The 25,648-nt window shown below is 48.2% G+C and carries 23 protein-coding genes; 4 read left to right on the forward strand and 19 right to left on the reverse strand.

Going from position 1 to position 25,648, the window contains the following annotated elements:
* Positions 1-53: 53 nt before the first annotated feature.
* The 12 genes from M1Q06_RS11785 to M1Q06_RS11840 form a co-directional block, all read right to left on the reverse strand.
* Entirely contained in the window at positions 54-737 is a 684-nt protein-coding gene (locus M1Q06_RS11785; protein WP_434399695.1) for a DUF4956 domain-containing protein, read from the reverse strand.
* Complete coding sequence (locus tag M1Q06_RS11790) at positions 721-1,500, reverse strand: polyphosphate polymerase domain-containing protein (RefSeq protein WP_434399696.1); 780 nt, start codon at positions 1,498-1,500, stop codon at positions 721-723. The genes M1Q06_RS11785 and M1Q06_RS11790 overlap by 17 nt, the downstream gene beginning before the upstream one ends.
* 169 nt (positions 1,501-1,669) lie before the next feature.
* Entirely contained in the window at positions 1,670-2,812 is a 1,143-nt protein-coding gene (locus M1Q06_RS11795; RefSeq protein WP_434399697.1) for a YeiH family protein, read from the reverse strand.
* A gap of 77 nt (positions 2,813-2,889) precedes the next feature.
* Positions 2,890-4,002, reverse strand: coding sequence for an aminotransferase class I/II-fold pyridoxal phosphate-dependent enzyme (locus M1Q06_RS11800; RefSeq protein WP_434402871.1), 1,113 nt, complete (start codon positions 4,000-4,002; stop codon positions 2,890-2,892).
* A 125-nt stretch (positions 4,003-4,127) separates the two neighbouring features.
* The gene (locus M1Q06_RS11805; protein WP_434399698.1) at positions 4,128-5,516 is read right to left on the reverse strand and encodes a hypothetical protein; all 1,389 of its coding nucleotides are present in this window, start codon (positions 5,514-5,516) and stop codon (positions 4,128-4,130) included.
* Between the two features lie 37 nt (positions 5,517-5,553).
* Entirely contained in the window at positions 5,554-7,413 is a 1,860-nt protein-coding gene (locus tag M1Q06_RS11810; RefSeq protein WP_121297988.1) for a polysaccharide biosynthesis protein, read from the reverse strand.
* A gap of 36 nt (positions 7,414-7,449) precedes the next feature.
* The gene (locus M1Q06_RS11815) at positions 7,450-8,148 is read right to left on the reverse strand and encodes a CpsD/CapB family tyrosine-protein kinase (RefSeq protein WP_434399699.1); all 699 of its coding nucleotides are present in this window, start codon (positions 8,146-8,148) and stop codon (positions 7,450-7,452) included.
* Positions 8,084-8,872 (reverse strand): YveK family protein, encoded by a 789-nt coding sequence (locus M1Q06_RS11820; RefSeq protein ID WP_121297991.1) that lies wholly within the window; start codon positions 8,870-8,872, stop codon positions 8,084-8,086. The genes M1Q06_RS11815 and M1Q06_RS11820 overlap by 65 nt, the downstream gene beginning before the upstream one ends.
* Positions 8,873-8,914: 42 nt before the next feature.
* Positions 8,915-9,337, reverse strand: coding sequence for a DUF4870 domain-containing protein (locus M1Q06_RS11825; protein WP_121297993.1), 423 nt, complete (start codon positions 9,335-9,337; stop codon positions 8,915-8,917).
* A 223-nt stretch (positions 9,338-9,560) separates the two neighbouring features.
* Complete coding sequence (locus M1Q06_RS11830) at positions 9,561-10,253, reverse strand: response regulator transcription factor (RefSeq protein ID WP_434399700.1); 693 nt, start codon at positions 10,251-10,253, stop codon at positions 9,561-9,563.
* 18 nt (positions 10,254-10,271) lie between these two features.
* The gene (locus tag M1Q06_RS11835) at positions 10,272-13,529 is read right to left on the reverse strand and encodes an ATP-binding protein (RefSeq protein WP_434399701.1); all 3,258 of its coding nucleotides are present in this window, start codon (positions 13,527-13,529) and stop codon (positions 10,272-10,274) included.
* A gap of 305 nt (positions 13,530-13,834) precedes the next feature.
* Positions 13,835-15,505 carry a diguanylate cyclase domain-containing protein gene (locus M1Q06_RS11840; protein ID WP_434399702.1) on the reverse strand — a complete coding sequence of 557 codons (1,671 nt, stop codon included), beginning with the start codon at positions 15,503-15,505 and terminating at the stop codon, positions 13,835-13,837.
* Between the two features lie 270 nt (positions 15,506-15,775).
* Between M1Q06_RS11840 and M1Q06_RS11845 the strand changes: the two genes are divergently transcribed.
* A complete protein-coding gene (locus M1Q06_RS11845; RefSeq protein WP_434399703.1) occupies positions 15,776-16,534 on the forward strand; it encodes an NRDE family protein in 759 nt (252 codons plus the stop codon).
* Between the two features lie 161 nt (positions 16,535-16,695).
* Here the strand turns inward: M1Q06_RS11845 and M1Q06_RS11850 are convergent, their stop codons facing one another.
* On the reverse strand, positions 16,696-17,181 hold the full coding sequence (locus M1Q06_RS11850; protein WP_434399704.1) for an SRPBCC domain-containing protein: 486 nt from the start codon (positions 17,179-17,181) through the stop codon (positions 16,696-16,698).
* Between the two features lie 97 nt (positions 17,182-17,278).
* Between M1Q06_RS11850 and uvsE the strand changes: the two genes are divergently transcribed.
* Positions 17,279-18,151, forward strand: coding sequence for a UV DNA damage repair endonuclease UvsE (gene uvsE / locus M1Q06_RS11855; protein WP_434399705.1), 873 nt, complete (start codon positions 17,279-17,281; stop codon positions 18,149-18,151).
* Between the two features lie 46 nt (positions 18,152-18,197).
* Here the strand turns inward: uvsE and M1Q06_RS11860 are convergent, their stop codons facing one another.
* Together M1Q06_RS11860 and M1Q06_RS11865 are read right to left on the reverse strand one after the other, a co-directional pair.
* A complete protein-coding gene (locus M1Q06_RS11860; protein WP_434399706.1) occupies positions 18,198-19,466 on the reverse strand; it encodes an ATP-binding protein in 1,269 nt (422 codons plus the stop codon).
* A gap of 69 nt (positions 19,467-19,535) precedes the next feature.
* The gene (locus M1Q06_RS11865; RefSeq protein WP_121298004.1) at positions 19,536-20,024 is read right to left on the reverse strand and encodes a sigma-70 family RNA polymerase sigma factor; all 489 of its coding nucleotides are present in this window, start codon (positions 20,022-20,024) and stop codon (positions 19,536-19,538) included.
* Between the two features lie 240 nt (positions 20,025-20,264).
* Here M1Q06_RS11865 and M1Q06_RS11870 point away from each other — a divergent pair, with 240 nt between their 5' ends.
* Positions 20,265-20,702, forward strand: a complete 438-nt coding sequence (locus M1Q06_RS11870) for a competence protein ComK (protein WP_434399707.1) — start codon at positions 20,265-20,267, stop codon at positions 20,700-20,702.
* A 90-nt stretch (positions 20,703-20,792) separates the two neighbouring features.
* Here M1Q06_RS11870 and M1Q06_RS11875 read toward each other — a convergent pair whose 3' ends face one another.
* Positions 20,793-21,302, reverse strand: coding sequence for a GyrI-like domain-containing protein (locus M1Q06_RS11875; RefSeq protein ID WP_434399708.1), 510 nt, complete (start codon positions 21,300-21,302; stop codon positions 20,793-20,795).
* A gap of 323 nt (positions 21,303-21,625) precedes the next feature.
* On the opposite strand from M1Q06_RS11875, the gene M1Q06_RS11880 reads away from it, so the two are divergent.
* Entirely contained in the window at positions 21,626-22,819 is a 1,194-nt protein-coding gene (locus M1Q06_RS11880; protein ID WP_434399709.1) for a LysM peptidoglycan-binding domain-containing protein, read from the forward strand.
* Between the two features lie 343 nt (positions 22,820-23,162).
* Here M1Q06_RS11880 and M1Q06_RS11885 read toward each other — a convergent pair whose 3' ends face one another.
* The 3 genes from M1Q06_RS11885 to M1Q06_RS11895 form a co-directional block, all read right to left on the reverse strand.
* A complete protein-coding gene (locus M1Q06_RS11885; RefSeq protein WP_121298011.1) occupies positions 23,163-23,720 on the reverse strand; it encodes a DUF4126 domain-containing protein in 558 nt (185 codons plus the stop codon).
* Between the two features lie 146 nt (positions 23,721-23,866).
* Complete coding sequence (locus tag M1Q06_RS11890; protein ID WP_434399710.1) at positions 23,867-24,769, reverse strand: hypothetical protein; 903 nt, start codon at positions 24,767-24,769, stop codon at positions 23,867-23,869.
* A 68-nt stretch (positions 24,770-24,837) separates the two neighbouring features.
* The gene (locus tag M1Q06_RS11895; protein ID WP_434399711.1) at positions 24,838-25,548 is read right to left on the reverse strand and encodes a hypothetical protein; all 711 of its coding nucleotides are present in this window, start codon (positions 25,546-25,548) and stop codon (positions 24,838-24,840) included.
* Between the last annotated feature and the right edge of the window lie 100 nt (positions 25,549-25,648).

Below are 25,648 nucleotides of genomic sequence, written 5' to 3' on the forward strand. Positions count from 1 at the left end.
GCTTAGCCTGAAAATGCCCCAGCTGCCTGAAATAGCGGGCTGGGGCGTATACGTCATTCTGTGGCTTGCATATACGAAAGAGTCACTTTCAAATTAGCATTGCGTTCGCGGATCCGGTCAAGCAAGTACCTGTCTTTAACACCTTGTTTCCCGCGAATCGAGAAGGTATAAAGAATCATCGTCCCAAGATTCGCCGTCTCCACTTGGCATAGCTTGAACTCATCGGTATGCTCGACCAAAATATCATCCAGCAATTGTTCTTCATTCAAGTTTTCCGGAACCATGACTTTAAGCAATTGGGTGCTGCGGCCTTTTCCGTAATTGCTTTTGAAAAGGAAATAGAAAACGAAAGATGCAAACAATGTCAAAGCGATTGCCAACTGGAATTGAAACAGCCCTGCAGTCATCCCGACACAGAGGCCGAAGAAAATGTATGCGATATCTTTCGCGTTGGTGACGGCGCTGCGGAATCGTATCAGCGAGAAGACTGCGAACAAGCCGAAAGCGACGCCGGCATTGCCACTGACGACGTTCATGACAACCGAGACGACCACGCTCATCATGACGATCGTGTGGACAAAGTCCTGGGAGTAATGTTGCCCCGTGAATGTCAATTGGTATACTTGCGTGATGATCAAGCTCAAGACAAGCGCAATGGCCATCGCCATTAAACTCATCCACAGTGTCGATTCCCCAGTTTCTGCATTAACACTAAAAATTTCATTGATCTTTTCCATGCGAATCTCCCCCTATAGTGGTTTGTTCAGTGAAACCCGCCGGTGCGAGCACAGTGTCTGCCAGCTGTTCAGTCGATGTACAGAACTTCGAAGCACTGCGCTGTTCACAATTTTGCTGCTGCAAGATCCGTGCAAGCCAAAGCGGTACACTCTGGTCGACCTTCACTTCCATGACGACCAGATCCGGATCGATGAAATGGCTGCCATGCGGGCCTTTCTCCAGCTGCAATTCATCCCGGCGGCAACGTAAATTGAAATCGAAGGTGATCCGCAACTCACTATTGCTTTTGCCGTGCATGGCGTGGCGGTCATAAGCGACAATCATTGTCGGCTCTAGCCGGTACAAACGGCGAAAATAGTCGATTTCTTTTAGGACTTGCGGATTGGAGCTTTCGTAGTCATCCACTGATTCGAATATTGGCGCGTTTAAATAACGGTGCGCTTCTGAAAGGGGCATCGTCAGCCTGCGCTTATAGACGACTTTGCCGTGTTTTTGCTTGACCTCGAAAAATGCCAAGCCATCCGGGCCAGTATCGCCATATATTCGCAGCCTCAGCTTTTGCCGGTATTTCAATTTGTTTTTCGTCTCGTAGTAGATAGCCCGTTCCGCGTTGTCGAAATACAGGCTGCTCACGGTATAGCGGCCGTCTTCCCCATTCCGGTCATCGCGCATATACGGAGCCAGTTCAGCGATCAATGCCTGGTACTGTTTCCGTGTTATCAAATACTTCTGTTCCCTCCTGCTGAAAATTTCAATAGCCACTTGCTCCCTCCTTAATGGATAGTAATTTGTACGCCATAGAAAAAGTATAGATTTTGAAACTGAGAAAGCACTGAGACTATTCTGAGAGTTTAATGAGAATTATTTATGGTAAATACTTGAATTAACGCATATAAAAAACCTGGAGCCTTTGAAAGGCCCCAGGTTCCGTTCAGGCAGCCAGCTGCACCAAATCGCCGAATAGCGAAATAAGCAATAAACTGACCGCCCCGACAGAGATGGCCGCGATCAAGCCGATGTAAAACGGCTTCAATCCCATCCCGCGGAATATTTTTAAGTTGGTCGATAACCCGACGCCTGCCATCGCGAGGCCGAGCATATAGGTAGATCCGAACGAACTCCAAAAGCTGTAGAATTCTTCCCAGCTAGAGGCGCTGAAAATGCCGAACGCCTGCCCGCCTGAAGCGAGCGTAGCATCTCCAACCGTGCGTAGAAACGATAGCAGAAGAAACCCAAGAATGAAGAACGGAAACAATTTATACCATTTCGGCATGGGGTTCCCGTCCTGCCCCTCGCTCCGGAAGAACAAATACGCGATCAACGGAATCACGGCAATGATGAACAGATTGCGCGTCAACTTCGTGATGGTCGCCACGTCAAGCGCCAGTGTCGAGCCGTACATTTGCTCATACATCAACGCAGCACCGGTTACTTGCGCAGTGTCGTGTATGGCGGTACCAAGGAACAACCCGGCTTTGATCGGCTCATCTGCAAAAAAGAAATGGGCAAGGTATGGATAGAACAACATGCCCAACAATCCAAACACCGTAATATTGGCGATGGCGTACGAAATTTCGTTCTCTTTTGCGCGGATTACCGGTGCTGTCGCCATAATGGCGGTTACGCCGCATATGCCCGTGCCATTTGCAATCAATGCGCCAAGCCGGTTGGACTGGCCGAATAGTTTGGTAAAAAACAAAGTGACGCTGATTCCTACTGTGATACAGGCTATGATGAGCGGCATGCCCCACGCCCCGAGCGTCAAAGCTTCCGTCAAACTCAAGCGCAAACCGAGCAGGATAATGCCTGCCCGCAAGGCGTATTTGACTGAAAAACTGACGCCGCTAATGAAGATCTCCGGCAAGCCTACTGTGTTGCGGATGATGATCCCCACCAGGATCGCCACAAAAATCCCTGACACCGGGCTTTTTCCGCCTTCCGGCAATAGCCCGGCCGCACCGAGTGCCGCACCGATTAAATCCGCCCCATAAATTCCTGCCCATATAACCAACAAACAAAGGGCCAGGCCTGGAAGCAGCCTGACCATTCGCTGATTTTTCGTGTTTTCACTCACACTCATCTGCTCCTCGCGAACCGTCTTTTGATTTCGTACTAATCGTACCACCAAAATGCGGCTCCGTCTAAGGGCGTTTAAGCTAAGATTTCTTCAAGCAGCCCGATGATGCGTTGTTGCTGCTCTGGTTGCAAATCAGATCCTGAAGGCAGGCAAAGCCCTTCCGCAAATAATTTTTCGCTGACAGCCGTTTTGCCATGCGGATTATGCGAATAGAATTTGCAGCCCGCAAACAATGGCTGCAGATGAAGCGGCTTCCATACACGGCGCGATTCGATATTTTCCGATTCCAGCCATTCACGGATATAATCCGGCGACCGGTCGGTTCTAGCTGGGTCAAGCAGCATGACTGTCAACCAGCGGTTCGAACGCGTACCTTCAAGTTCGGGCTGGAATTTCACCGCTTCATGCTTGCCGAGCGCAGAAACATAGCGGCCGAAGACAGCTCGGCGGGCCGAGACGCGCAGTTCGATTGCCTCAAGTTGGGCACGCCCGACGCCTGCCAGCACATTGCTCATCCGGTAATTATATCCGACACGGCTATGTTCATAAAATGGGGCGTTATCTTTCGCCTGGGAAGCGAGAAACCGTGCTTGCGCCACTCCTTTTCTGTCATTTGACACTAACATGCCGCCTCCGGACGTCGTAATGATCTTATTGCCATTGAATGAATAAATTCCGTATGTTCCGAGACTCCCCGTTTTCTTGCCTTTATAAGTGGAACCAAGCGATTCCGCTGCATCTTCGATGATGGGCACCCCGTAATGATTACAAAGGGCAAGAAGTTCATCCATGCGGGCGCTTTGTCCATATATATGTACAATAATCACCGCTTTTGGAAGTTTGCCCTCTTGTTCTGCAGCCGCGAATGCTTTCTGCAGCGCCCAGGGAGACATATTCCACGTTTCTTCTTCTGAATCGATAAAGACAGGTTCCGCCCCAGCGTAGAGAATCGGATTGGCACTCGCCACAAACGTCAAACTGGAACAGAAAACACGGTCTCCTTTACCGATGCCCAATAGTTGTAAAGCCAAATGGATTGCGGCAGTCCCTGAAGATAAAGCAGCCGCTGCCTGAGTCGTGGCATACGCCGCCATTTCTGCTTCGAACTGATTGACATTCGCCCCCATCGGCGCAATCCAATTGGACTCGAACGCCTCGCTGATATACTTCTGCTCATTTCCCGTCATGTGCGGGGCAGAAAGAAAAATCCTATCACCTGTTTCTTTAACCGGAACCGGAAAGGGCACAACCGATGTTCCTGCATCCTGTCGAATGTTCATGTACAACAGCCTCCTCTTCTTTCTTCGCACGTTCAGTCCGTGCTGTAATCACTTTGGCAAGTTCGCGGGAATTGCAAATTATTAATAATCAAGCCGGCAGGACCGGTTTCTTCCGACAGGCCATTCGAGCGGCCTTTCACCGTAAAAATCATATCCTCACCGAATATACCTTCCATTTCCTGGATAATATCTTGTTCAAGTTGCGGAGGAACGAAATCGGTTCCACTGAGCCATATTTCAATCGCATCCAGAGAGTTCTGGACGAACTGCATGGAAGGCGCAGCTTGCTGGAATTTCCCTTGCACCGTGGCTAAATACAAACTTGTCACCTTGCCTCTGCTCCTCGATTGCAAAAAGCCGGATATTGGCTTGAACGGCTTGCGGACTACCGGATGCACGCTGCCGCATGGACATGGACAATGCACCGGCATCCACTGTTCTTGAATCTTCAGCCGGATCAGCGGCGTCCCTTTTGTGTGGAAGCGGGTCAAGAGAACTTCGCCTTTGTCGGTAAACTCCAACACCCCTGTCCGCATATTGAAGTGCAGATTCCCGACAGCACATTCAGAAAGAAATGGGGAACGTTCGGTTGCCATGCTCCACCTGCGGACAGGGCAACCAAACGCGCTTTCGATCTCCAATCGTTCGCTTTCGGACAATATTCCCGTTTCCACAAAAACGGCCACAGCTTGAAAATCCAATAGAAGCCGGTGATCGTTGATGAAACGGGCTAACGTTACGATCGATTCAAATAAACCATCGATGAAATCAGGACCGAAATCATTCAAGTTGCGGACCACAGCTGAAAGATAAGGCTCCGTGCAATGATGGGCTGAATATAGGCGCTGGTTGAGATAGTAAATATCACGCCAGAACGCACCTTCTTTCTGGCCGATAGGAACAAAATCCCCACGGTAGAATGTCGCACGCTTCATGTCCAGGTTGATTGCCCCATGCTGCTTCTTGAAATGGTCCATTGCTGCGGTTTGTTTTTGCAGATCCAAATTGCTCAGCCATAAACGTGGTAATTGGCCTGGTTCCGAGATTTCAGGTTCCGCCCTTTTCTTGCGGCCGTTTTGCGTATGGATTTCTTCAATCCGCTCATTAAAAAGCTCCTCTTCGATAACCGGAAGCTGTCTTAAATCACTGGCAACTCGGATATCAGCCAAGTCCTCCCCATAAAAATCCCGGTAAAATGCACTATGCTCAGCAGCATGGCGGAGAAGCGAGCGAAGTTCCTGGTCTTGATACCGCTCCTCTGATTGCCGGTCATTCTCGTCCATGCCCGAAAGTTGATGAAGAAAGCGATAATAGCCCATGCCATACCTTTTACGTGAATTGGCATATTCACGTAAACTGAGCAACAGACTTTGGAGGTAGACGGGAGAATTCCCATACAGTTCCGTTGATAGCAGTTTCACTTTGCATCCCCCCTGCGCTTCTAGGCAAAAACTGTAATCAGGCCAATCCCCCTTCGATCTTCCATTGTTCTTTCCAAGCTGTTTCTTTTACCTTGTCTTCTTTCGGGCGATTCGCGAGTTTCAACAAAGTGTCGCGGATTTCCTGTTCTTCCATTTCAGGAAGCTTCTTCAAAATCCGGCTAATTTCCACTTGGCTGATCGGTGTGGCTTTGCCGATATGGATTTTCGCAAACACTTTTTCCGATTGGATTTCACTCGGATCCAGCAATTCCTCATAGAGTTTTTCACCCGGCCGCATGCCCGTGTACTTGATTTGAATCTCATCCTCTTCAAAGCCGGACAAACGGATCATGTTGCGGGCTAAGTCGACGATTTTCACCGGTTCTCCCATGTCCAGCACAAACACTTCACCGCCGGATGCGAGCATGCCTGCCTGGATCACCAGGCGGGAAGCTTCCGGAATCGTCATGAAATAGCGGGTCATTTTCGGATCAGTGATAGTGACCGGGCCGCCTTTCGCGATTTGTTCACGGAACAGCGGCACGACACTTCCTCTAGAGCCGAGTACATTGCCGAATCGCACTGCGGCGAATGTCGTATCAGAAGAAACCGCTAAATTCTGGACGATCATTTCCGCAAATCGTTTAGAAGCTCCCATGATATTCGGGGGATTAACGGCTTTATCGGTAGAAATCATGACGAAATTGCCGACGCCGTGGCGATCTGCCGCTTCTGCCACATTCTTTGTCCCGAAAATGTTGTTCTTCACCGCTTCAAGCGGATTCGCTTCCATTAATGGCACGTGCTTATGGGCAGCAGCGTGATAAATGATATCGGGCTTGAATTTACCGACCATTTCAAAAATCCGTTCACGGTCCTGGATATCCGCAATGATCGGGACAATATCGATTTCTTGCGGCACTTTTGCACGCAACTCACGGTCGATCGTGTAAATCGAGTTTTCGCCATGGCCAAGCAAAAGGAGGCGCGCCGGTTTGAAAACACTGATCTGGCGGCATATCTCTGAACCGATTGATCCCCCGGCGCCAGTGACCATTATGCTCTTTCCTGCGATTTTTTCAGTCAATGCTTCCATATCCAGGCGAACCTCTTCGCGGCCAAGAAGATCCTCGATTTTCACGTCACGGATATCGCTGACTTTGACTTTGCCGACCATCAGATCTTCAATTCGCGGAATCGTCTGTACTTTAAGTCCGGTTTCAATGCACAGTGTTGTCACTTCAGCCATTTCCCTCTTCGACAGCGAGGGAATGGCGATGACGATCTGGTCAATCTCGTTGTGTGCCGCCAAACGCGGAATTTCAGAAATCGGCCCCGCCACTCCTAATCCAAATATCTCCAGACCCCATTTTGTCCGGTCATCATCAATGAAAAGAATCGGCTTTCGTCCCCATTGCGGATTCTGCTTCATCTGCCGGACAATCATGCGCCCGGCTTCACCCGCACCGACAACAATTGTGCGGCTTAATTGCCCTTCACCTTTACGCGGCTCGCGCTCATGATACAAGCGGAATGAAAAACGCGATGCCCCGAGGAATAGAATGAGGAACATCCATGTCAGCGCCAGGATCCGGACAAACACCCCGCCGGTCTGGATATATTGCATCACTGTCGCGACGAACATCGTCAAAGTGACCGCTTTGACGATCGACTTCAGCTCGTGGACCGAAGCGTATGCCCACACTTTTCGGTATAGCCCGTAATGCCAGGCAAAGGAATGATGGGCAATGAACAATGTAATCGTCATCAGCAATAACAGGCGGTTTGACATGATGTTGTCGAATGGCAGCAAAAACAAATAACAGAGATACGTTGCTGAGAGGATGATCAGCGAGTCAATTATGAACAATGAAGTATAGCGTTTAGTAATCGTCATGTCATTAGCTCCTTCACCTCGCGCAGGCACCCCTTATTAGTTGTAGTCATGGCTGTAATAATGGTCCTTGCTGAGTTTGTAATTATTCATCACGACTCCAACGATATAAGCTTTGGAAGTCGCCAGGCTGTCGCGTGCCTTGATTGCGCTTTGCTTTTCGGTTTTTCCAGTATTGACGACGAGCACCGTGCCGTCGCATTTATTCGCCAGGATTTTGGAATCCGTCACCGATAGGATCGGCGGCGAATCGAAGATGATCAAATCGTAGCGTTCCTTCATCTCAACAACCAATCGATCCAGCACCGGTGAATCCAGTAGTTCTGCCGGATTGTGCGGAATCTGCCCTGATGTCAGCAGTTCCAGGCCACGGATGCCGCTATCGCGCACACTTTGCTCAAGCTCCCCTTTGCCGACCAATAAATTCGACAAGCCGATATGATTGTTCAAATTGAAGGTATGATGCAAAGTCGGTTTCCGCATATCCGCATCGACGAGCAGCACCTTTTTTCCGGATTCCGCAAAGACGACGGCCATATTGGCTGAAGTCGTCGATTTCCCTTCCTCTTTCGAAGCGGAAGTGAACAATAAAGTCTTCATTTCGTTTCCTGGCAAGGAAAAGTTGATGGTCGTGCGGATCGTACGGTATTGTTCGCTGATCACCGAATTCGGCTTAATAAGTGCTACCAACTTTCGGGCGAGCGGCCGTTTTGACGCTGTCTGGTTCAACATTCTCATCCAACTCCATTCTGTCAGTATGTTTCGATGGTTTATCCGTTCTGTCCAAGTCGCCGACCGGGCTTACCACGCCGAGCACTTGCAGGCCAAGCAATTCATCGATATCTTCTTCTGTGCGCACTGTCGTGTTCAGTTGATCCAGAACAATCGCAAGGCCAGTTCCGAGCATGAAGCCGATGATCGCACCGACGGCCATATTGAACAGCGGATCCGGCTTGACCGGCTCAGGGCTTGCAGGCATAGTGGCAGGGGCGAGTATGCTGACATTGTCGACACGCATCAAATTCCGGATTTCCTGTTCAAACACTTTGGCGGTCGTATTGGCGATCAATACCGCCTGTTGCATCGAACCGTCTTCGACTTCTAGCGTCACGACTTGTGAATCCTCGATGCTGGAGACTTCAATCCGCTCGTTCAATGACTGCACCGTTTCGTTAAGCCCGAGTTCATTGATGACTTCTGTCAAAATCGCCGGGCTCTTGATGATAACGTTATAGGTGCTGATCAATTGAAGATTCGTATCGATATCCTGCATGCTGAACTCCTGGGCATTTGCCGGGGCTTTATTGACGAGGATCTGAGTAGATGCCTGATAGACCGGCTTCATCCATAAATAACTGACAGCTGCCGCGATGGCGACAAAAGCGACAGTCATCGCGATGATGAGCGGCAGGCGTTTCTTCAAGTTCTTGAAAAATTCTTTCATATTGAATGTACTTTCCATGTCTTCACCTCATATCCCCATGTACGGGGTGATTTTGCTTGTTCAATGGAGCTGTTTTTCTGCAAAGCGGCCGATGATCCACAGGCGTAGCGCCTTGCCGTTATGTGCGTTCAACATGAGGATGATCCATAGCACTAAGCCGATCGGCATCAATAGCACTTCGGCCACCCATCCTGTCATCGGCATCATGCCGGCTGCTGTAAACAATGTGAAAAAAAGAATCGAGACGTATACGGACTGGAAAGCGTGGTAACGGACGAAACGGTTTTCCCGCTCAACCATCAATAGGATGAAGCCCGAGAAAAACCCGAGCAAATACGCAAGCGACCCCGCTACATTTTCCGAAAGGCCAAGCCCAGTGATGGAAGGCTGTGTACTCGGGGCTTCCCGGCTCTGCTTGAAGACGGTTTGCTGCTCAAAATTGACAGGCGGTTCATTCGTCATCTTGATTTTGTTCTCAATCATCTGCTTTTCCTCCTTGATATCTGTCTTCCTATCGGTTAAGACCCATACTAAAGAGAGCAGGTTAAAACAAAGTTAAATAGTTTCACTAGTTTTATTTATCTAAAAAAATAATTCCTTGTGGCGCTTTTGTCATACTTGCATGCAAAAAGTTCCACAGAATTTCGGCAAAAAAAAAAGCCGACCGCTTTCGCCTGTTCGGCAAAAACAATCAGCTTTTCCATTTTCAATTCATGAACTTATAACCGAATCCCCGGACAGTCTGAATATAGCGAGGAGTGGCCGGATCGTTCTCCACTTTCCGGCGCAGATTACTGATGTGGACCTTGACGGTTTGGACATCGCCTTCTGAATAATAGCCCCACACTTGATCGTATAATTGTTCGGCTGTCCAGACGCGGTTCGGCGTCTGGGCCATCAACAGCAATAATTGAAATTCTTTATGGTAGAGTTTCACGGGCTTGCCCTTCACATACAGCTCGCGTGAATCGACATGGATATGAAGGTCGCCGAATTTCAGGATCGATAGCTTGTCCTCTTCCCCGCTCTTCCAGCCATTGCGGCGCAGGATCGCTTTGACGCGCGCCTCCAGCTCTGTGAAATCGAAGGGCTTGGTGATATAATCATCGCCGCCCACTTCCAGCCCTTCGATTTTATACGCCAGTTCTTTCCTATAGCTGACGAACAGAATCGGCGTCTTGGTGCGTATCCGGATTTTCTCGCATAATTCCAAGCCGCTCATGCCAGGCATTTCGATATCCAGCAAGATCAGGTCCGGATTTTCTCTCGACAGCACATCCATCGCTTCATAGCCGTCTTCAGCCTCGATGATTTTATAGCCTTTCTTCACCAAGAACAAACGCATCAATTCGCGGATGCCGTCTTCGTCTTCGACAATCAATACAGTCGCACTGTTCATGAAAATCCCTCCCATGTGTTAGTATCTCAAGGGCAGGGCAATGATGAATGTGCTGCCTGCGCCTTCTTCGCTTTCTGCCCAGATTTCGCCTTTATGTGATTGGATGATTTCTTTGGCAATCGCAAGGCCAAGCCCGCTTCCTTTATAATGGATCGATTCATCGATTTTGAAGAACCGGTCGAATATATGCGGCAAGGCTTCTTTTTGGATTCCGCATCCATTATCTTCTACACGGATGATCAATTCGCCGTCCGCTTCCGTTTCGTCCAGTACATGTGCGCTTGCCCGGATGCTTGTCGATAAAGTGATGCGCCCTTCTTCCGGCGATGTGTGCTTGACCGCGTTCCACAATAAATTCGAGAAAACTTGATCAACACGGTCCACATCGACCAAAAGCCGCCAATCCGCTGGCCGTTCTTTTCCGCTCGGCCTTTCGAAACGGAAGCGCCTGCCGCTTTGCGCAAGATCTGCTTCCATTGACGCCGCAATCCGCTCCAGCCACTCATCCAATTTCAGCTCCGCGAAACGCAGCGTCATATTGCCTGATTTGTATTTTGACAGTTCGACCAGATCTTCCGTCAAGCGCTCCAGCAATAGGAGTTTTTTATGGATCATATCCAAATAACGGGGATTGTTCTCTTCAATCAAGCTTTCCTTCACGGCTTGTATATAGCTATGGATCAAGGTAATTGGCGTACCCAGTTCATGTGAAATCGCTGATAGCATCTCATTGCGCGATTTTTCGACTTCCTGGATTTCGTCGTTCACCGTCAACAAGTTCATATTGGTGATCTCCAAAGCCATCGTCCGCTCTTTGACATTGCGTTCAAGGAAGAAATTCAAATTGGTGATTTCCTGTGTCATGCTGCGAAGCGTGGCAAGCGTTTCCACCCTCATGAGAAACTCTTCGACATCGCATGGTTTCACCAAATAATCGTTGGCCCCTGCGCTGAACGCGTTGGTCTTTTCCCTGACCCCTTCTTTATCGGACAGCATCAAAATGGGTAATTCCGTCAAAGTCGCATTGACCCGGATGCGGCGGCATAATTCATCCCCTGCCATATCCGGAAGCTCGTCATCGAGAATGACCAAATCCGCCGGCCGGTTCTCTAAATGCACAAGCGCTTCTTCGCCGCAACTAACGCCTTCCGCTTTATAGCCTTCTCCTTTGAGCTGATGGACCAGCATCAAGCGGTTGACTTCTTCCGCCTCCACGACGAGAATGCGCAATCCTTTTTTGACGTTCTTTTCTTTGATCAATGAGTCTGCCAGCTGCGAAGCTGTCAGTTCCCTGATTTCTGTCGGCGACACAGTTTCCAGTTCCTGTTCTTCTGTAAGCGGCAGTGTGAAGGTAAAAGAAGAGCCTTTGCCAATGGCCGATTCTGCCTTCAGCCAGCCACCCTGCATTTCCACCAGCCTTTTGGTAATTTTCAGGCCCATCCCGATGCCCAGATGAGGGGTCGTCGAAGTACCGATCGGGTCAAACAAGCTATCCAGCTGCTGTTCTTCCATTCCGCTTCCCGTATCTTTGACCGTGATGGCGACTTGTTTTTTGATGATTTTTGCAGTAATGATGATTTCTCCACTATCTGTATGCTCCACCGCATTGCCGACAAGATTATAAAGTACTTGGCGCACCCGTTCCGGATCGGCGATTACTTCCGGGAAATCAGCGGGGATTGTATGCTTCAAGTTGACTTCACTCGACTTTAGCAAAGGGGTGCATAAGCGGATGACTGAATCCGCGATGGCCGGAAGTTTCACTTTTTCCAGATGCAACGACAGCATATGATGTTTCGGCCCGGAAAAATCCAATGTTTCATTGATCATCCGTGCCAGCTTTTTGCCGCTTTCAGAAATCGTCTCCAATTGCTGGATAACGGAATGAGGCATTTTGCTATAGGCGGATTCCTGAAGAGATTCCGCAATTCCGACCATTCCATACAGCGGCGTCCGCAAGCTATGGGAAGTAATGGCCAGCAATTCATCTTTGCGTTCATTGACTTGCCGGAGCCGTTCGATTTCAATGCGCTGCCGTTCAGTAGCATTGCGCTCACGCTGGAGCCTTTCCTGTTCCCTGATTTTCTCTTTATCCCGGAGCGCTAATGCAGCGAACAGGACTGCAAAGATTCCCAAGAAGAAAATCAAACCTTGTGCTGCCATCGTGATCGGCAAAATTCCCGAAACATAAAAGGCGTTTAAAGCGGCTGCAACTGAAAAGAAAATTAAGGATACCGCATAATAACGGGCATGCACCAATCCCCTTTTCATGCCATAAGCCGCCAATAACAAGCTAACAGCCAGTGTAGAGCTGAGTGCCAGCACGAGCAAGAGCCTCGCCCATTCGAGCGAAATGAATAAAGTAGTCAACACCACTGCATTGAATATGAGCAGCGACTTGATCATGCGGTCCGTTTCAGGCAAATGGCGTTTCGTATTCAATAAACCTTCCGTCAGCAGCGTTACCGAAAGCGCTGCCAGCCCGACCATGAAGAACACGCTGTGCCCATTCCATAAATCCAGCTCTGGCCAGATCACATCCAAACTCAAGCCGGCTGCGGAAGAAAAGAGGAAAAACGCCGTAATGGCATAAATAACGAAATACAAGTAGGCGCGCTGCCGAATTACGGTGAAACGGTGAATATAATAGAACAAGAACATTAACCCAAGCCCGCCAAGCACACCGACAAACGCGACCTGCTGCCTGGTCTGGCTCTCAAATGCCTCTCGATCCCAAACGGTCACCGGCAATTGAATCGGCGCAGAAGATTCGACGCGCATCCAGTAAACGGCCGATTCGCCTGCAGGCGGCGCTATCGGGAAAACTGCCGTCCTGTGGATGATTTCCGAGCCGATTTCCTGGCCTGCCTGCTCGACCGTAAATCCTCCTTCGCCATCATCCGTATAAAGGCTCACTTGATCGACGCCCGAAGATCCCAGTTCGAGAAGCCATTCCTTCTCGGCATGAGCCATGTTTTCAACTTCCAGCATTAGCCAATACACTGATGAGCTAAAACCGATATTCATCGAGTTATTGCTAGCAGGCATAAAATTCCAAGCATGAGGCGGCTGTTGGATATCTTCAATTTGCAGATTTCCTGATTCATCTTCCAGAACAGAAAGCCGGCTGCCCGCAGCAACTTCTTGCTGGGAATCATCCAGCACGAGCAGATTGCCGGAATCGGCCGAAGTATTCATGCCGGCACCCGAAAGCGCCATGCAGCATACGAGAAAAAAGAATAGAGCTGAGTTTATCTTTCTCTTGGAATAACCCATGGAACAGCACCTCTTTTATCCGAATTATCAGATATCCGCAGTTTTTAGCAGCACTTGTGTTGAATACGACAATGAAACGCAGAAAATAATCATTTGACCTAAGGCAAAAGATTTATTTTTTATTTTTTTAATCCATATTATGTATATTAACTAGGTTTATTGATTTAACGAAATCATATCATTTCTCACAGGAAAAGAAAACCATTTTAATTTCCGAATATTCAAATATATATTTAGAACTATGGTTTTCACATCATTTTATCCCCCTTAGTCCGAAAGCATTAAAAAAAGCCGTAAGCTTCTACTTACGGCTGCAATATTTTAATTGTATCGGTTTCGTTTCCTTTTGCTTGGTACATCGCCTTATCCGCCCGCCTTAAAATAGAGGAAATGCTTTCCTCTGCGGATAAGGCTACAGCTGCCCCTAAGCTGAAATTGACCGGGATGGGATTGCCTTGGATGGTCCAGTCTCCTGTAAGCTCAGTACGGATTTTTTCAGCAGCTGCTAGCGCCTCTGAATCAGTGGCCACACCTTCCAGAATTACGACGAATTCATCACCGCCCATTCTGGCAGCAACATAACCTGCCTTCTCCAACTTAGCTAAGCGAACTGCAAATTCCCTCAAAACCATGTCCCCGAAATCATGTCCATAATCATCATTAATGCGCTTGAAATCATCGAGATCCAACACAGCCAAGGCTATTTTCCCTTCTGCTTGCTCCTGATTTTTCAGTTTGTTGCGGCTATATTCCTGGAAATAGCGGCGATTCGGCAGCCCGGTTAACGAATCATGGAATGCATAATATTCCAATTGGGCTTCGTATTTCTTCTGAACTGAAATATCACGGACAATCATGACCATATGAGAGAATGCGCCTTCCTCATCGTAGACAGGGGTCCCATTCATCTCCCCCCAAATCCAGCCACGCCCCGGATGATCGAAGCGCAGCTGCAAGGAATACGGGCCCGCCTGTTGCACTGCCTCCTGAAACTGCTGATCCACAAGCGCTAAATCGTCTGGATGCACGTTAAAGAACGGTTTCTGCTTAACTGTTTCTTCGGATGCAATGCCGAAAATCTCCTGGCTCGATGGGGATACATATAAATACTCCTTCTGCTTGTTCATCAAGACCACTACATCGTAAACATTTTCGGCGATCACCCTGAAATTTTTCTCACTTTCCAAATATTTGCTGACCAGCCTATCCAACTCGGTCATGTTTTTCGCCATCATATAATAGCCCGTTACTTTGCCTTGGACGCTGATCGGGATGAATTTCACTAAACACCCGATAGCTTTCCCATCCTTCGATTGCAGGCTCAGCCTGTGGTCTTTGTAGAGGCCTGTGGACGCTTCCTCAAAGATTTCTTTCGACCTCATGCGCTCAGCCGGCTCGACCAATTCACAGAAATCCCTTCCAGCCAATTCACTGATCGGCCGTTGGATGAGCGCCCTGGCCATCCGGTTCCCGCCATTGATCTGCCCATCCAATGTCAAAGTGAATACCGCATCGCCGTTGCTTTCAAATAAGGAACGGTATTTGGCATTGCTTTCCTCAAGCCGGCTAAGCGCTTCTTCGCGTGAATGCTTCGCCAGCTTTTCCTCCGTCACATCATTGACCACACTGACAATATGGCTGCACTGCCCAGAATCATCGAACATCGGCGTTAAACGAGATTTTGAATAACGCAGTTCGCCGGTCGGGGCGTAATAGGAATCTTCATAGAAAATGCTCGTCCCCACCGTTAAGGCCTTTTCATAAAAATGAATCAGCCGCTGTGCAATTTCTGGTTCGTGCACTTCCCGGAATGCCTTCCCAAGATCGGAGTCATCCATCTGCGTATTGGCTTTAACCGCCTCATTGATAAATTCGTAAACCCAGGCATCCTTCTCAACACGGACAATAAAAATCATTTCCTCTACTCCTTCAAGCAATACACGCTCCAATGCCAATCGTTCAGGCTTGCTCCCCATCTCTAATCCCCCAATTCCGCGTAATGCCACTGACTTGTTTTAACTTCTTTAACATCTTATCAGACTTTCAATCCAGCAGGAACTTTCTGCCTAGCTATAAATCCTATCGATACGCTCGCCACCTTCAATCGGATTGGTTCCACAGGCCCAGTTGCTAAGCACTCCATAAGCCAAGGCGATCCGTATCCGCTATAATGAAAGCAGCTTCATGCAGCCGAACTGATTTTTTGCGTTCATTTCCTGATCGGACCGCAACTAGGAGGGACTATTATGTGTTTAATCAATTTGCAATTCCAGCAGCACCCCCGCTACAAACTGATTGTCGCCGCAAACCGCGATGAGTTTTATGGCCGCCCCGCTGCGCCCGCCCATTTCTGGGAAGACTTACCCGGGATTCTTGCCGGCCGTGATTTAAGCCAGATGGGCACTTGGCTCGGCGTGAATAAATCCGGCCGCTTCGCTGCGCTGACCAATTACCGGGACCCTGAACATATGGCAGCTGGCGCCAAGTCACGCGGCGAACTGGTCACACAATTTCTTGATGGCCATATCTCCCCCGAAGATTATCTGCGGGCGATTAATGACCAGGATTATGCCGGATTCAATTTAATCGCTGGCGATGCCGAAGGGCTTTATTATTACAACAATATCCATGGAGAACCGGTAAAAGTTCGGCCTGGCACGCACGGGTTAAGCAATCATTTCCTGAACACGCCTTGGCCAAAAGTCGAGCGCGGAAAAGAAAAGCTTGAGGCCTATGTATCGGTGAATGAACAATTGGAACTCGACCGCCTGTTTGAAATTCTAGCGGATGCCGAACAAGCGCCCGACCACCTGCTCCCGCAAACCGGCGTCGGCCTGGATCTGGAACGTGCGCTGTCGCCGATGTTCATCAAAATGCCCGATTATGGAACACGCTCAGCCACCGTATTGCTCATCGATCACGATGGGCTGGTCACTTTCGCTGAGCGGAGCTATGAAAATGGCGAGTTCCGTGAAGACCGCAAATACGAATTCCAGATTCCCTGAAAACAGCCATCAACAGGGCGGACCCCCCGTCTCTAGCAATCCCATTGAATTCCGGGAAGCAACTTTATGCATTTTCCTCTCCTCCATAGAAATGATCTACAATAAAATAAGCCCATAAGAAACCCCAAGCGGACGATCCGCTTGGGATTAAATTCAAACTCCTATGCAAAATCGACGCCCATGCTTTCGAACAAGCGCTTATATTCAGGATACCAGCGCTCCCATTCAGACGTGCGCTCAATTCCGCGGCCATCCAAAATCGCTTCCATAATATCCAGCGCTACGTGCCAACCCGCTACGTCTTTCAGGGTTTGATCTGTAATATCCGGCAAAGTTTCGACCATCTTCACTCTCGTTCCCTGGCCGTCCGGGCCCAGTTCAAAACGCACATGGTCGTCACCCCATTCAAAAGCTAGAAGCTCGCCTTTTTTATAATCAGTAATTGGAAATTCTTTCTTTTCTCCATGCCCCATGTCCAGCGTCAGATGGCCCGATTCGCCTTCTTTCTCCATTTGAAGGTCTGAAAACCAGCGATGGATTTTGTGGTTGTCTGTCAGCATCGCCCATACTTGCTCAGTGGAATGCTCAAAATTTCTGTCGAATGTGGCGTTGTAGCCGGTAGGATTTTTGGTGATTTCTGCTGTCATTGAAATTCCTCCTCCACTCGTCTTTACTAATAGTATACCCAAGTTCCGTGTGTTTTCTACGTAAATCGGGTATATTGTGCGGGAGGAGCTGAAAACGATGAGATTAGGATATGCATGCATGAACACAGAGCTGAAAACGGTTTTTCGCACATTGCGACTAGCCACAGCTGAAAAAGAGGGCGTCGAGAAGATTAAAGAATTAACAATCCAAAATATGGAAACCACTTTAGAAATCATTCGCTGGAATTTGGAGCAAGGCATTCTTTTTTACCGTGCCTCCAGTTCCATCGTCCCGTTATCGACACATCCAATCAATGATTGGCGCTGGTGGGAAGATGAAGATTTCCTGGCGATAGCTGGCGAGATCCGCCGATTGGTAAACGAGCACGGCATCCGAGTTTCTGTGCATCCTGGGCAGTATACGGTCTTGAATTCGCCGAAGCCGGAAGTAGTCCGAAAATCGATCGAAGACCTTGAATACCATGACAAATTGATTCAATTGCTCGGCGGCACAGACATCATCCTACATACGGGTGGTGCATATGGCGATAAAGAAACTGCCAAACGGCGTTTCGCTGAAAATTACTTGATGCTGTCTGATAGCATCCGGCAGCGTTTGAGGCTAGAAAACGATGACAAAACATTCACAGTGCGCGACGTTCTCGATGTTCATGCCATGTGCCAAGTGCCGATTTGCTTCGACATACACCATCATAATTGCAATAACGATGGGGAGCCGGTTGATTTCTCGGAAATTTTGGCTACTTGGGAAGGATACGGGCGCCCGAAAATCCACATCAGTACTGGACGTGAAGGATTCACCGACCTGCGCCACCACGACCTCATTTCGGAAGAAGATTTTGCCGAATTGTTGAAGCTCGTTGAAGGCTATGAAGTCGACATCATGTTCGAGGCGAAGCTGAAGGAACAAGCGGTCTTGCCATTTCTCCACAAACTTCAAAACCAATAGCAAAACCCGCCTGGACAGCCATCAATCGGCCATCCAGGCGGTTCTTTTATTCAGTCGGCAATTTCGGAAATTCCAAGGTGAATTTGGTGCCTCTGCCGACTTCCGATTCGACGGTAATTTCTCCGCCCATTTGATTGAGTATGCTGTAAGTGACCATGAGCCCAAGCCCTGTCCCTTTTGACTTGTTGGAGAAATACGGTTCCCCGAGGCGCTTGACCTGCTCTTTTGTCATGCCCACCCCTGCGTCTTGGATATGCACGCAAACCGCCTGGGCAGACGTTTCGAGCTCGACTTGCAGCTTTCCGCCATCCGGCATCGCTTCAATGCCATTCCGGATAATGTTCACGAGCGCCTGATGGAGTTTTTGCGAATCGCCCAAAATCGGGTTGGCAGCGTCAGCGCCCTGCATAAAAATTTCAACATTCCTGGCATTGGCATAAGGCGTCATGATTTTGATGACATGGGATAGTTCAGGTTCTACTTCGATGCGTTTCATTTCACCGTAAGCCGGCTTTGCATAAATCAAATAATCATCGATCAAGTCTTCGGCTACTTTGATTTCCTCCAGGATGGTTTGCTGGAACTCCAGTTGTTTCGCCCGCGGGTATTCGTATTCCTGAAGTAACTGGACAAACCCTTTTACGCTTTGCAGCGGATTGCGCAGTTCATGGGATACGGCCGCTGCGAAATGGCTGACCGTCTCCATCTTTTCATGGCGCATGAGCGAATTATATAAATACTCCTGTTTCTGCAAATGCTCGATGAGCAAAGCGGTCAAGATGATGATACCGCCTTGATTGAGCATGAGCATGAGCCAAATGCCGATCAGGTTGTGGATTGGATCCCCGAAGAAGAAATAGCCTGCAAACATATTGAATAGCAGGGACGCGATTGAAATGGAGAAAACGACTACCGCTTTCCCCCAGCGATTGACTTTCCTGTAAAGAGGCCCAAGCAAAGGCACGCCGGCCGCTAATAAAAACTGGTTCAGAATCGCAATATACATGCCATCCCCACCAATGGCTATACGCCCGACAGCCGATACGATGAACAGCACCGCACTGACCAAGGGCCCGCCGTATAAAGCTCCGACAATCATCGGTACTTGCCGGAGGTCGAATATATAATCTTCCGTGAGAAATTGGTACGGAAACACCATGCACAGGATGATGGAGATGGAAAACAGGATCGTCATGGTGATCCTGTGGCTGACGAAGAAGTTTCGCTGTCCGGCTGTCGCGAACATTTGATAGAGGATGATCGGAAAAATGATGAAGAAAATATTATTGATCATGCCGGTCATCATCGCTTCCATGGCTGCACCTCCCTTTCCCGTTTCAGATTACTATTATACCGATAATTTCCCCTCACCTTCCAGCTATTTTTAACGATCTTTGTACGGATGGTCAATTGCCGCCCGTATCTTCGTCAAGGTCCGTTCCCTGCGCTTTTTCATTCCGGATAATGTGACGCCATAATGTTTTTGCAATTCTGTCAGGCTGTAGCCGTCTATATACATCTCTTGAAGCAGCCTTCTTTCTTTCGGGCTCAACAAAGCCGCATCCAGCCAGTCCGGCAACTTTTCAGCCACCCACTCCACCGCTTCTTCCTCTTCAAGGAATAAATCGGAATTCTTGACCTTCTTACCTCCTTTTTGGCGCCTTGTCAATTCGTCTTTCATGGCACCTTTGATGCTGCGATAGGCAAACGGCGCAAAATGGCCGATTGCCGGATCGTGTTTTTCCCACGCCTGCCACAGCGCGATAAACCCAAGTTGGCGGAATGCATCATAATCGGTGTAAATATTCAATTTGCGGATAATCGATGAGATCATCGGCGCGTACTGGTCTGCCACTTCCGTAAAAGCTTCCATCTTCTTTTCCTTCTGGACGTCCTGTTTATTCCCGGGTGAATACAGCTTATGAAAGCTTCCCCGCTGAGTCTAGGTCGGAAAGTGAATATCAATGCTTTTAAAATTGGATAATAAACCCATTTTATAATACTTAAGTTTTTAATAATTTCCACAATAATTACAATTATCTGTATATTACTATTGATTCATTAAAAGAGAAATGATACGATTTCCACACAATGCAAAAAGGAGAGAGACGGAATGAAAAATTGCGGCGATTTGCGAGTTGATCGGGACGTCTTATTCCTCGAATCATGGCACGAGACAGGAAAGCGTTCACGCATCACTACTACATACGGTGTCTTCTATTCGCCCGACCCGCCGCTAACTTTGCTCGATAAAGCATCCATGTTGTTCGCTATCCCTAACGGCGGACGTGTAAAGGCTACGCGCCATAACCTCAAGAAACATGGGAAGAACATTATTCTATTCTCAAATGGCGGTCTTGCCGCCTACCCGACTCATTCCCCTTGCCAACTGGGATGTGTATGGATCTTCAATCACCACTATAAACTGGAGGCCATCTCTTCCGTCAGGACACGCATCATTTACGAACGCTTCGGGATCTCCAAAGAAGTCGACGCCTCTACCCACAACTTATCCAAACAGAGGAAACGGCTGCATGAAATAATTTTTTGATGATAAACAAGCAGTGTTTTCATCAGCTGCATCCATAAAGAAGCCACGCAGTCTGCCGGCAGAATCCGGCAAACGGCGTGGCTTCTCTTTTTATGCGGCATGATCAGCAAGCAGCAAAATGAACAACTCAATCACCCAAGCATCCTGTGTCTTTTTTTCAAGGGGGTCGGTAATAAAAAAAGCCATATGCCCGTCCCATATCTTCGTCTCAGCTTCGTAACGCAGCGCCGCCGAAAGACCATCCCTTTCCAACCAGCCCACGAGCGCATCTGCAGATGACCAATATTGTTCCGGCGGCCCATTGTGAATTGCATGGGCAAAATCTCCTCCCGGCAAATATCCCGAAATGATGCGATGATCTTCAGCCATCAACTTTTTTGTCGGAATGCCGACTTCGATCAGCCGCTGGCCATTATCGTCCAAGCACCAGAAGCGGATAAACGGCAGCCCAACAGGCGATTCATTACGCGCACTCAACCATGACAATACTTCAGCTGCAAGTTCAGGCGCTTCTCCGATATGGCCTGAAATCCTTGCAGTAATGCCGACATATGGCTGTTCCCCACGCGCTTCAATGGTCGGTTCATTCATATAATGCATGCAAAAGCCCCTCCCGTTCCATCATTTGCTTTTCCATACCCGCCTCGAGACTTTTTCAGTCACTAGCGCTTTTGCACTAGCCCGATTGCCATATCATAGATTGAGGGGGAAGCTTCCATTGCCTAGGAAAGATTTATTATATTTTATTTATTATTTACTGAATTTTCAATCATAAAGATAGTTTTTGTATTAGAACGTGATATAATAAGACTATAAAAACTGATTGAAAAAAGAAATATCGACATATTATGAGCCTTGAATCATGCAAAGTTTTCCATATACATAAGCCGTCTGCCGGCTAAATCATATAAGGGGTGAGCAGAATGTTATCCAGATGGAGCAAGTTGCTAGCTGTCACGGGATTATTGCTCTTTTCACTGCTGTCGTTCACAGGCCAGGCCGATGCCGCATCCTCTACTTATGTCACGAAAGGCAACACGACGAGCAAAGTGGTCGCCTTAACTTTTGATGACGGATCCGATGGAACGAACATCAACAAAATCCTCGACATCCTAAAAACCAATAATGTTAAAGCTACTTTCTTTCTGACAGGTTCCGGCATTAACCATCACCCGAGCTGGATCCGCAACATCGCCAATGCAGGACACCAGGTCGGCAACCATTCCTACTCGCATCCGGACTTCACAAAGATCAGCATTGCCGCTATGCAAAGTGAACTCGCCCGAACGGAAACCGCTTATAAAAACGTCACAGGCAAATCGACCAAACCTATTTTCCGGGCCCCATTCGGCGCGTCCAATGCGACCGTGTTGAAAGGTGTCGGTGATGCAGGCTACACGCATACCATCCAATGGAATATCGATACCATTGACTGGAGAGGCTTATCTTCTACCGAAATCACCAATAAAGTCGTCAATAATATCGTGCCAGGATCCATCGTTTTGATGCACACCGGTGCTGGAGCTTCCGGAACCCCCGGTGCACTCCCAGGCATGATCAGCAAACTGAAAGCGAAAGGCTACAAATTCGTCACCGTTTCCGAGCTGTTGAAATTGCCGCCAACAGGCGGAGCGACTTACACAGTCAAAGCGGGCGACACGCTTTACAGCATCGCCAAAAAATATAATGTCACTGTCGCCGCTCTTGCGAAAGCCAATAACATTACCAATTACAATTTAATCCGCGTAGGACAGGTCTTGGTGATTCCAGGCACAACCGCTCCGACACCGCCGCCAGCAACGACCGTCAAGTACACGGTAAAAGCTGGAGATACGCTCTATAGTATCGCCAGCAAATATAATACGACTGTTGCAGCTATTGCATCCGCCAATAAAATTACTAATATCAATCTCATCAGCGTCGGGCAAGTCTTGATCATTCCGGTCAAACAAGCACCGCCGCCCGTAACAACCGTCAAGTACACAGTGAAAGCCGGAGATACACTTTACAGTATCGCCAGAAAATACAATACGACTGTCACTGCCATTGCCAAAGCGAATAACATCACCAACGTCAATTCCATTCGCGTCGGCCAAGTACTGATCATCCCACGCTGACATTGAAGGCATAAGAAAAAGCCATCCTCGGATGGCTTTTCCAGAGTGTTGAAGAAGTCTGTGATCTGTTATAAATAAAAAAGGAAATCACTTTTTCCACATTCAAAATCAATGTTCTAGCTGAGTATTTGGAGAAGCGTTCGCTCGACTCCAGTGGATCAGCGAGACGACCGAGACCCCGCAAGGCGCATCGCGACTGAGGAGGCTTGGGCGCGAGCCCACGGAAAGCGAGCGATAAGCTTCGGAAAATACGGCTTCTTACCATTCTCGACAAGCTAAAAAAGCCATCTTCGGATGGCTTTTTTAGCTTTCTTGATTAATAAAATATTGATTCCACAGCGAATTAAGCCGGGCTTTTCCTATATAAGAAGCGTTTATACAGACGAAAAATAACAATCGCCATTACCAGTAGAAACACAACAGCCAATGCGGGCACGAAGAAAATCAAAATTGGCGCAATGGTGGCGGTGGCATCCTCTGCAACCGAGACAGCCGGGCCCATCAATGCTGTATCGCTGACCCCTTTCACTGCCGTCAAGGTCGCATGTGAAGCCGTAGCCACACCCCCTCCTCCGATAATCGCAATCGCCCATTCCAGAAATGGGTTCATATCGCCGATAAACGATGCCGTCAGCAAAATTCCCGCAAGTGCCGCGACCGGCGTAGAGATCAATTTCATGAACGATCCAACCGCCGGAATATAATTGACCAGAACCTCAAATATCGTGGCTGCACCGAACGCAATGAGTGCCGGCGTGCTGCCAACCCAACTAAACCCTTCAGACAAGGTAACCCAATCCACCCGTTCGAAAATCCCTGTTATCAATAATGGGGTGAAAATACGGAATCCGACCGTGGCGCTCAACGCCAGGCCAATCAGAACCGCCATGACCATCTCCATTCAACCACCTCCAGAAATCTTCTTCTTAACGATTCCATACCCTTCTGGAAAATAAACTAACTACATAAGCTGAAACACTCGAGTCTTCTCCACCCAAAAAGGATGAAAAGGATATCCCTTTTCATCCTCGCGCCGAAACAGCTCGATTACTGTTCATGCATCATCATTTGATAATGGATAAAGTCAAAGAAATGCAAATCGCCCGGTAATTCCTCTCCTGCGAGCGACTCCGCACGCTGAACTACCTGTTTCGCAAATTCCGCTTGCTCGATTCGTTCGAAATACTGCCATAAGTAATAATAGACTGCCAAGGACTCGTAATCGACAGTCGGTTTTCCGGTTTCCCGGTCGTACCTCCCGGCCAATTGCCCTTGATTAACCCACTCTTCGGTCAGCCAACTTTCAAATTCAGGGGATTCGATGTCCTGATCGAAGCGGTTGACCGCAATCAATAATTGGTCGATCATATGGACTTCGCCGCTTTTCACATATTTTTCTTCATCAAAGTCATAGAACTCAGGGAAAAAAACTTCGCTCTCTCCCGTATCCAGCATAGTGAACGATTCCGGAAGCACGGTCATTTCCTCAATCAAATAGCTGAGCGTAAGCCGATTTCCTGCAAGCTGATAGGACCAATCATAATAATCAACCGCTGTTCCTTGTTGGTGTTGGCGGTCTTCAATCGCAGATACAATCTGCTGTGAAAGTTTCAAATAAGCTGGTTCTGCAAATTGTTCTGCTGCACCTTCCAAAGCCGCCGCAATGCGCACATCATCGATCAATGCATTTACATTCGCTTCCTCGTATAGGCGCCAAGGGATAAACACCTGGTTACCTGCTTCGATCAAGAAACGGTCTTTTAAAATTGCCGCCTGCTCCGCGAAACTTTCTTCGTCTTCAACTTGAAGCAGATAATCCAAATACAAGCCGAGGCTTTCCGATAAATATTCAGAATCCCGGTTGTCCGGATAGGCATGGATGACCCCTTCATCATTCACATAATGAGAATCGATCGTTTCCTGAACCGTCGTTCCTTGCCCGTTGACCATTCCGCACCCTCCTGTCGCCAAGCTACCCAAAAACGCCAACATGAATAATTCACTTCTTTTTAATCGCTTCAACTGAGTAAACTCCCCATTTCACCGACTGTAGTAATCGCTGTTTTTTTAACTTCGTATGTTGCCGATTCACTCTTCGCACTCATTTTTTGCTCGATTCGTTTCAATAAAGGCTGAATCGAATCCTCTTCCGTTTCCTTGACCAATACATAAACCGCGCCTTTTCGGCTCGTTACGAGATCCCGCTCCCGAACGATCGACTGCAACGCCGCACGCTCCAATTCCGATGTCTGTACAGGGCAGTTGGCGAAAGGCGTCACTTCCATCAACCATGTACGCTCTTTTCGCTTACTCGTTTTCAACATCCATAAAGCCTGTTCGACAAACTCCTGTAACTCCAGCGCACGGAGTTCCCCGTCTTTTTCCAATAGTGACCGCCGCTGTACCTCCAGGAGCCCCATTTCTTCCTCCAGCAATTTAACTTGCTCGGAAACCGCCCAGAGCGAAAATTGAAAAACCGACAACAGGAAATAAGTTCCTATTGAAGTCAATGAAGCTGCAGGTTGCTGAAATGCCGTCCCAATCGCCGCAAGCAAGACCAGAAATAGAAAAGCAGGCAGCCATTTTCTCGGCAATAACAAGATAAAAGGGACAGAAAGGAAAGCAGCCGCTACAGCGGATTCATAGAAGGGCCAACGAAAATAAAGCAATATGATTCCAGAAAGCAATGCTAAGCATATGAAAAAAGGTAAAAATTTCAATTTATTCATTTTATTATCTTCCTCGTAAAATAATTGGTAAAAACTCAAAAAGATATTGAATTTCATTACCAAAATTATCTTACACTAGCTTGCATAAAAAAACTATGGG

The sequence above is a fragment of the Planococcus sp. 11815 genome, assembly GCF_051096385.1.
Taxonomy (GTDB): Bacteria; Bacillota; Bacilli; order Bacillales_A; family Planococcaceae; genus Planococcus; species Planococcus citreus.

What these genes read in the sequence shown, in the direction of transcription:
- M1Q06_RS11830 (WP_434399700.1), bottom strand. Translation starts at nt 10,253, where the DNA reads ATGAACAGTGCGACTGTATTGATTGTCGAAGACGAAGACGGCATCCGC.
- M1Q06_RS11850 (WP_434399704.1), bottom strand. Translation starts at nt 17,181, where the DNA reads ATGACAGCAGAAATCACCAAAAATCCTACCGGCTACAACGCCACATTC.
- M1Q06_RS11815 (WP_434399699.1), bottom strand. Translation starts at nt 8,148, where the DNA reads ATGAGAATGTTGAACCAGACAGCGTCAAAACGGCCGCTCGCCCGAAAG.
- M1Q06_RS11860 (WP_434399706.1), bottom strand. Translation starts at nt 19,466, where the DNA reads ATGGAAGCGATGATGACCGGCATGATCAATAATATTTTCTTCATCATT.
- M1Q06_RS11810 (WP_121297988.1), bottom strand. Translation starts at nt 7,413, where the DNA reads ATGACGATTACTAAACGCTATACTTCATTGTTCATAATTGACTCGCTG.
- M1Q06_RS11845 (WP_434399703.1), top strand. Translation starts at nt 15,776, where the DNA reads ATGTGTTTAATCAATTTGCAATTCCAGCAGCACCCCCGCTACAAACTG.
- M1Q06_RS11825 (WP_121297993.1), bottom strand. Translation starts at nt 9,337, where the DNA reads ATGATTGAGAACAAAATCAAGATGACGAATGAACCGCCTGTCAATTTT.
- M1Q06_RS11835 (WP_434399701.1), bottom strand. Translation starts at nt 13,529, where the DNA reads ATGGGTTATTCCAAGAGAAAGATAAACTCAGCTCTATTCTTTTTTCTC.
- M1Q06_RS11785 (WP_434399695.1), bottom strand. Translation starts at nt 737, where the DNA reads ATGGAAAAGATCAATGAAATTTTTAGTGTTAATGCAGAAACTGGGGAA.
- M1Q06_RS11875 (WP_434399708.1), bottom strand. Translation starts at nt 21,302, where the DNA reads ATGCATTATATGAATGAACCGACCATTGAAGCGCGTGGGGAACAGCCA.
- M1Q06_RS11820 (WP_121297991.1), bottom strand. Translation starts at nt 8,872, where the DNA reads ATGGAAAGTACATTCAATATGAAAGAATTTTTCAAGAACTTGAAGAAA.
- M1Q06_RS11890 (WP_434399710.1), bottom strand. Translation starts at nt 24,769, where the DNA reads ATGGTCAACGGGCAAGGAACGACGGTTCAGGAAACGATCGATTCTCAT.
- M1Q06_RS11895 (WP_434399711.1), bottom strand. Translation starts at nt 25,548, where the DNA reads ATGAATAAATTGAAATTTTTACCTTTTTTCATATGCTTAGCATTGCTT.
- M1Q06_RS11880 (WP_434399709.1), top strand. Translation starts at nt 21,626, where the DNA reads ATGTTATCCAGATGGAGCAAGTTGCTAGCTGTCACGGGATTATTGCTC.
- M1Q06_RS11885 (WP_121298011.1), bottom strand. Translation starts at nt 23,720, where the DNA reads ATGGAGATGGTCATGGCGGTTCTGATTGGCCTGGCGTTGAGCGCCACG.
- M1Q06_RS11840 (WP_434399702.1), bottom strand. Translation starts at nt 15,505, where the DNA reads ATGGGGAGCAAGCCTGAACGATTGGCATTGGAGCGTGTATTGCTTGAA.
- M1Q06_RS11870 (WP_434399707.1), top strand. Translation starts at nt 20,265, where the DNA reads ATGAAAAATTGCGGCGATTTGCGAGTTGATCGGGACGTCTTATTCCTC.
- M1Q06_RS11800 (WP_434402871.1), bottom strand. Translation starts at nt 4,002, where the DNA reads ATGACGGGAAATGAGCAGAAGTATATCAGCGAGGCGTTCGAGTCCAAT.
- M1Q06_RS11865 (WP_121298004.1), bottom strand. Translation starts at nt 20,024, where the DNA reads ATGGAAGCTTTTACGGAAGTGGCAGACCAGTACGCGCCGATGATCTCA.
- uvsE (WP_434399705.1), top strand. Translation starts at nt 17,279, where the DNA reads ATGAGATTAGGATATGCATGCATGAACACAGAGCTGAAAACGGTTTTT.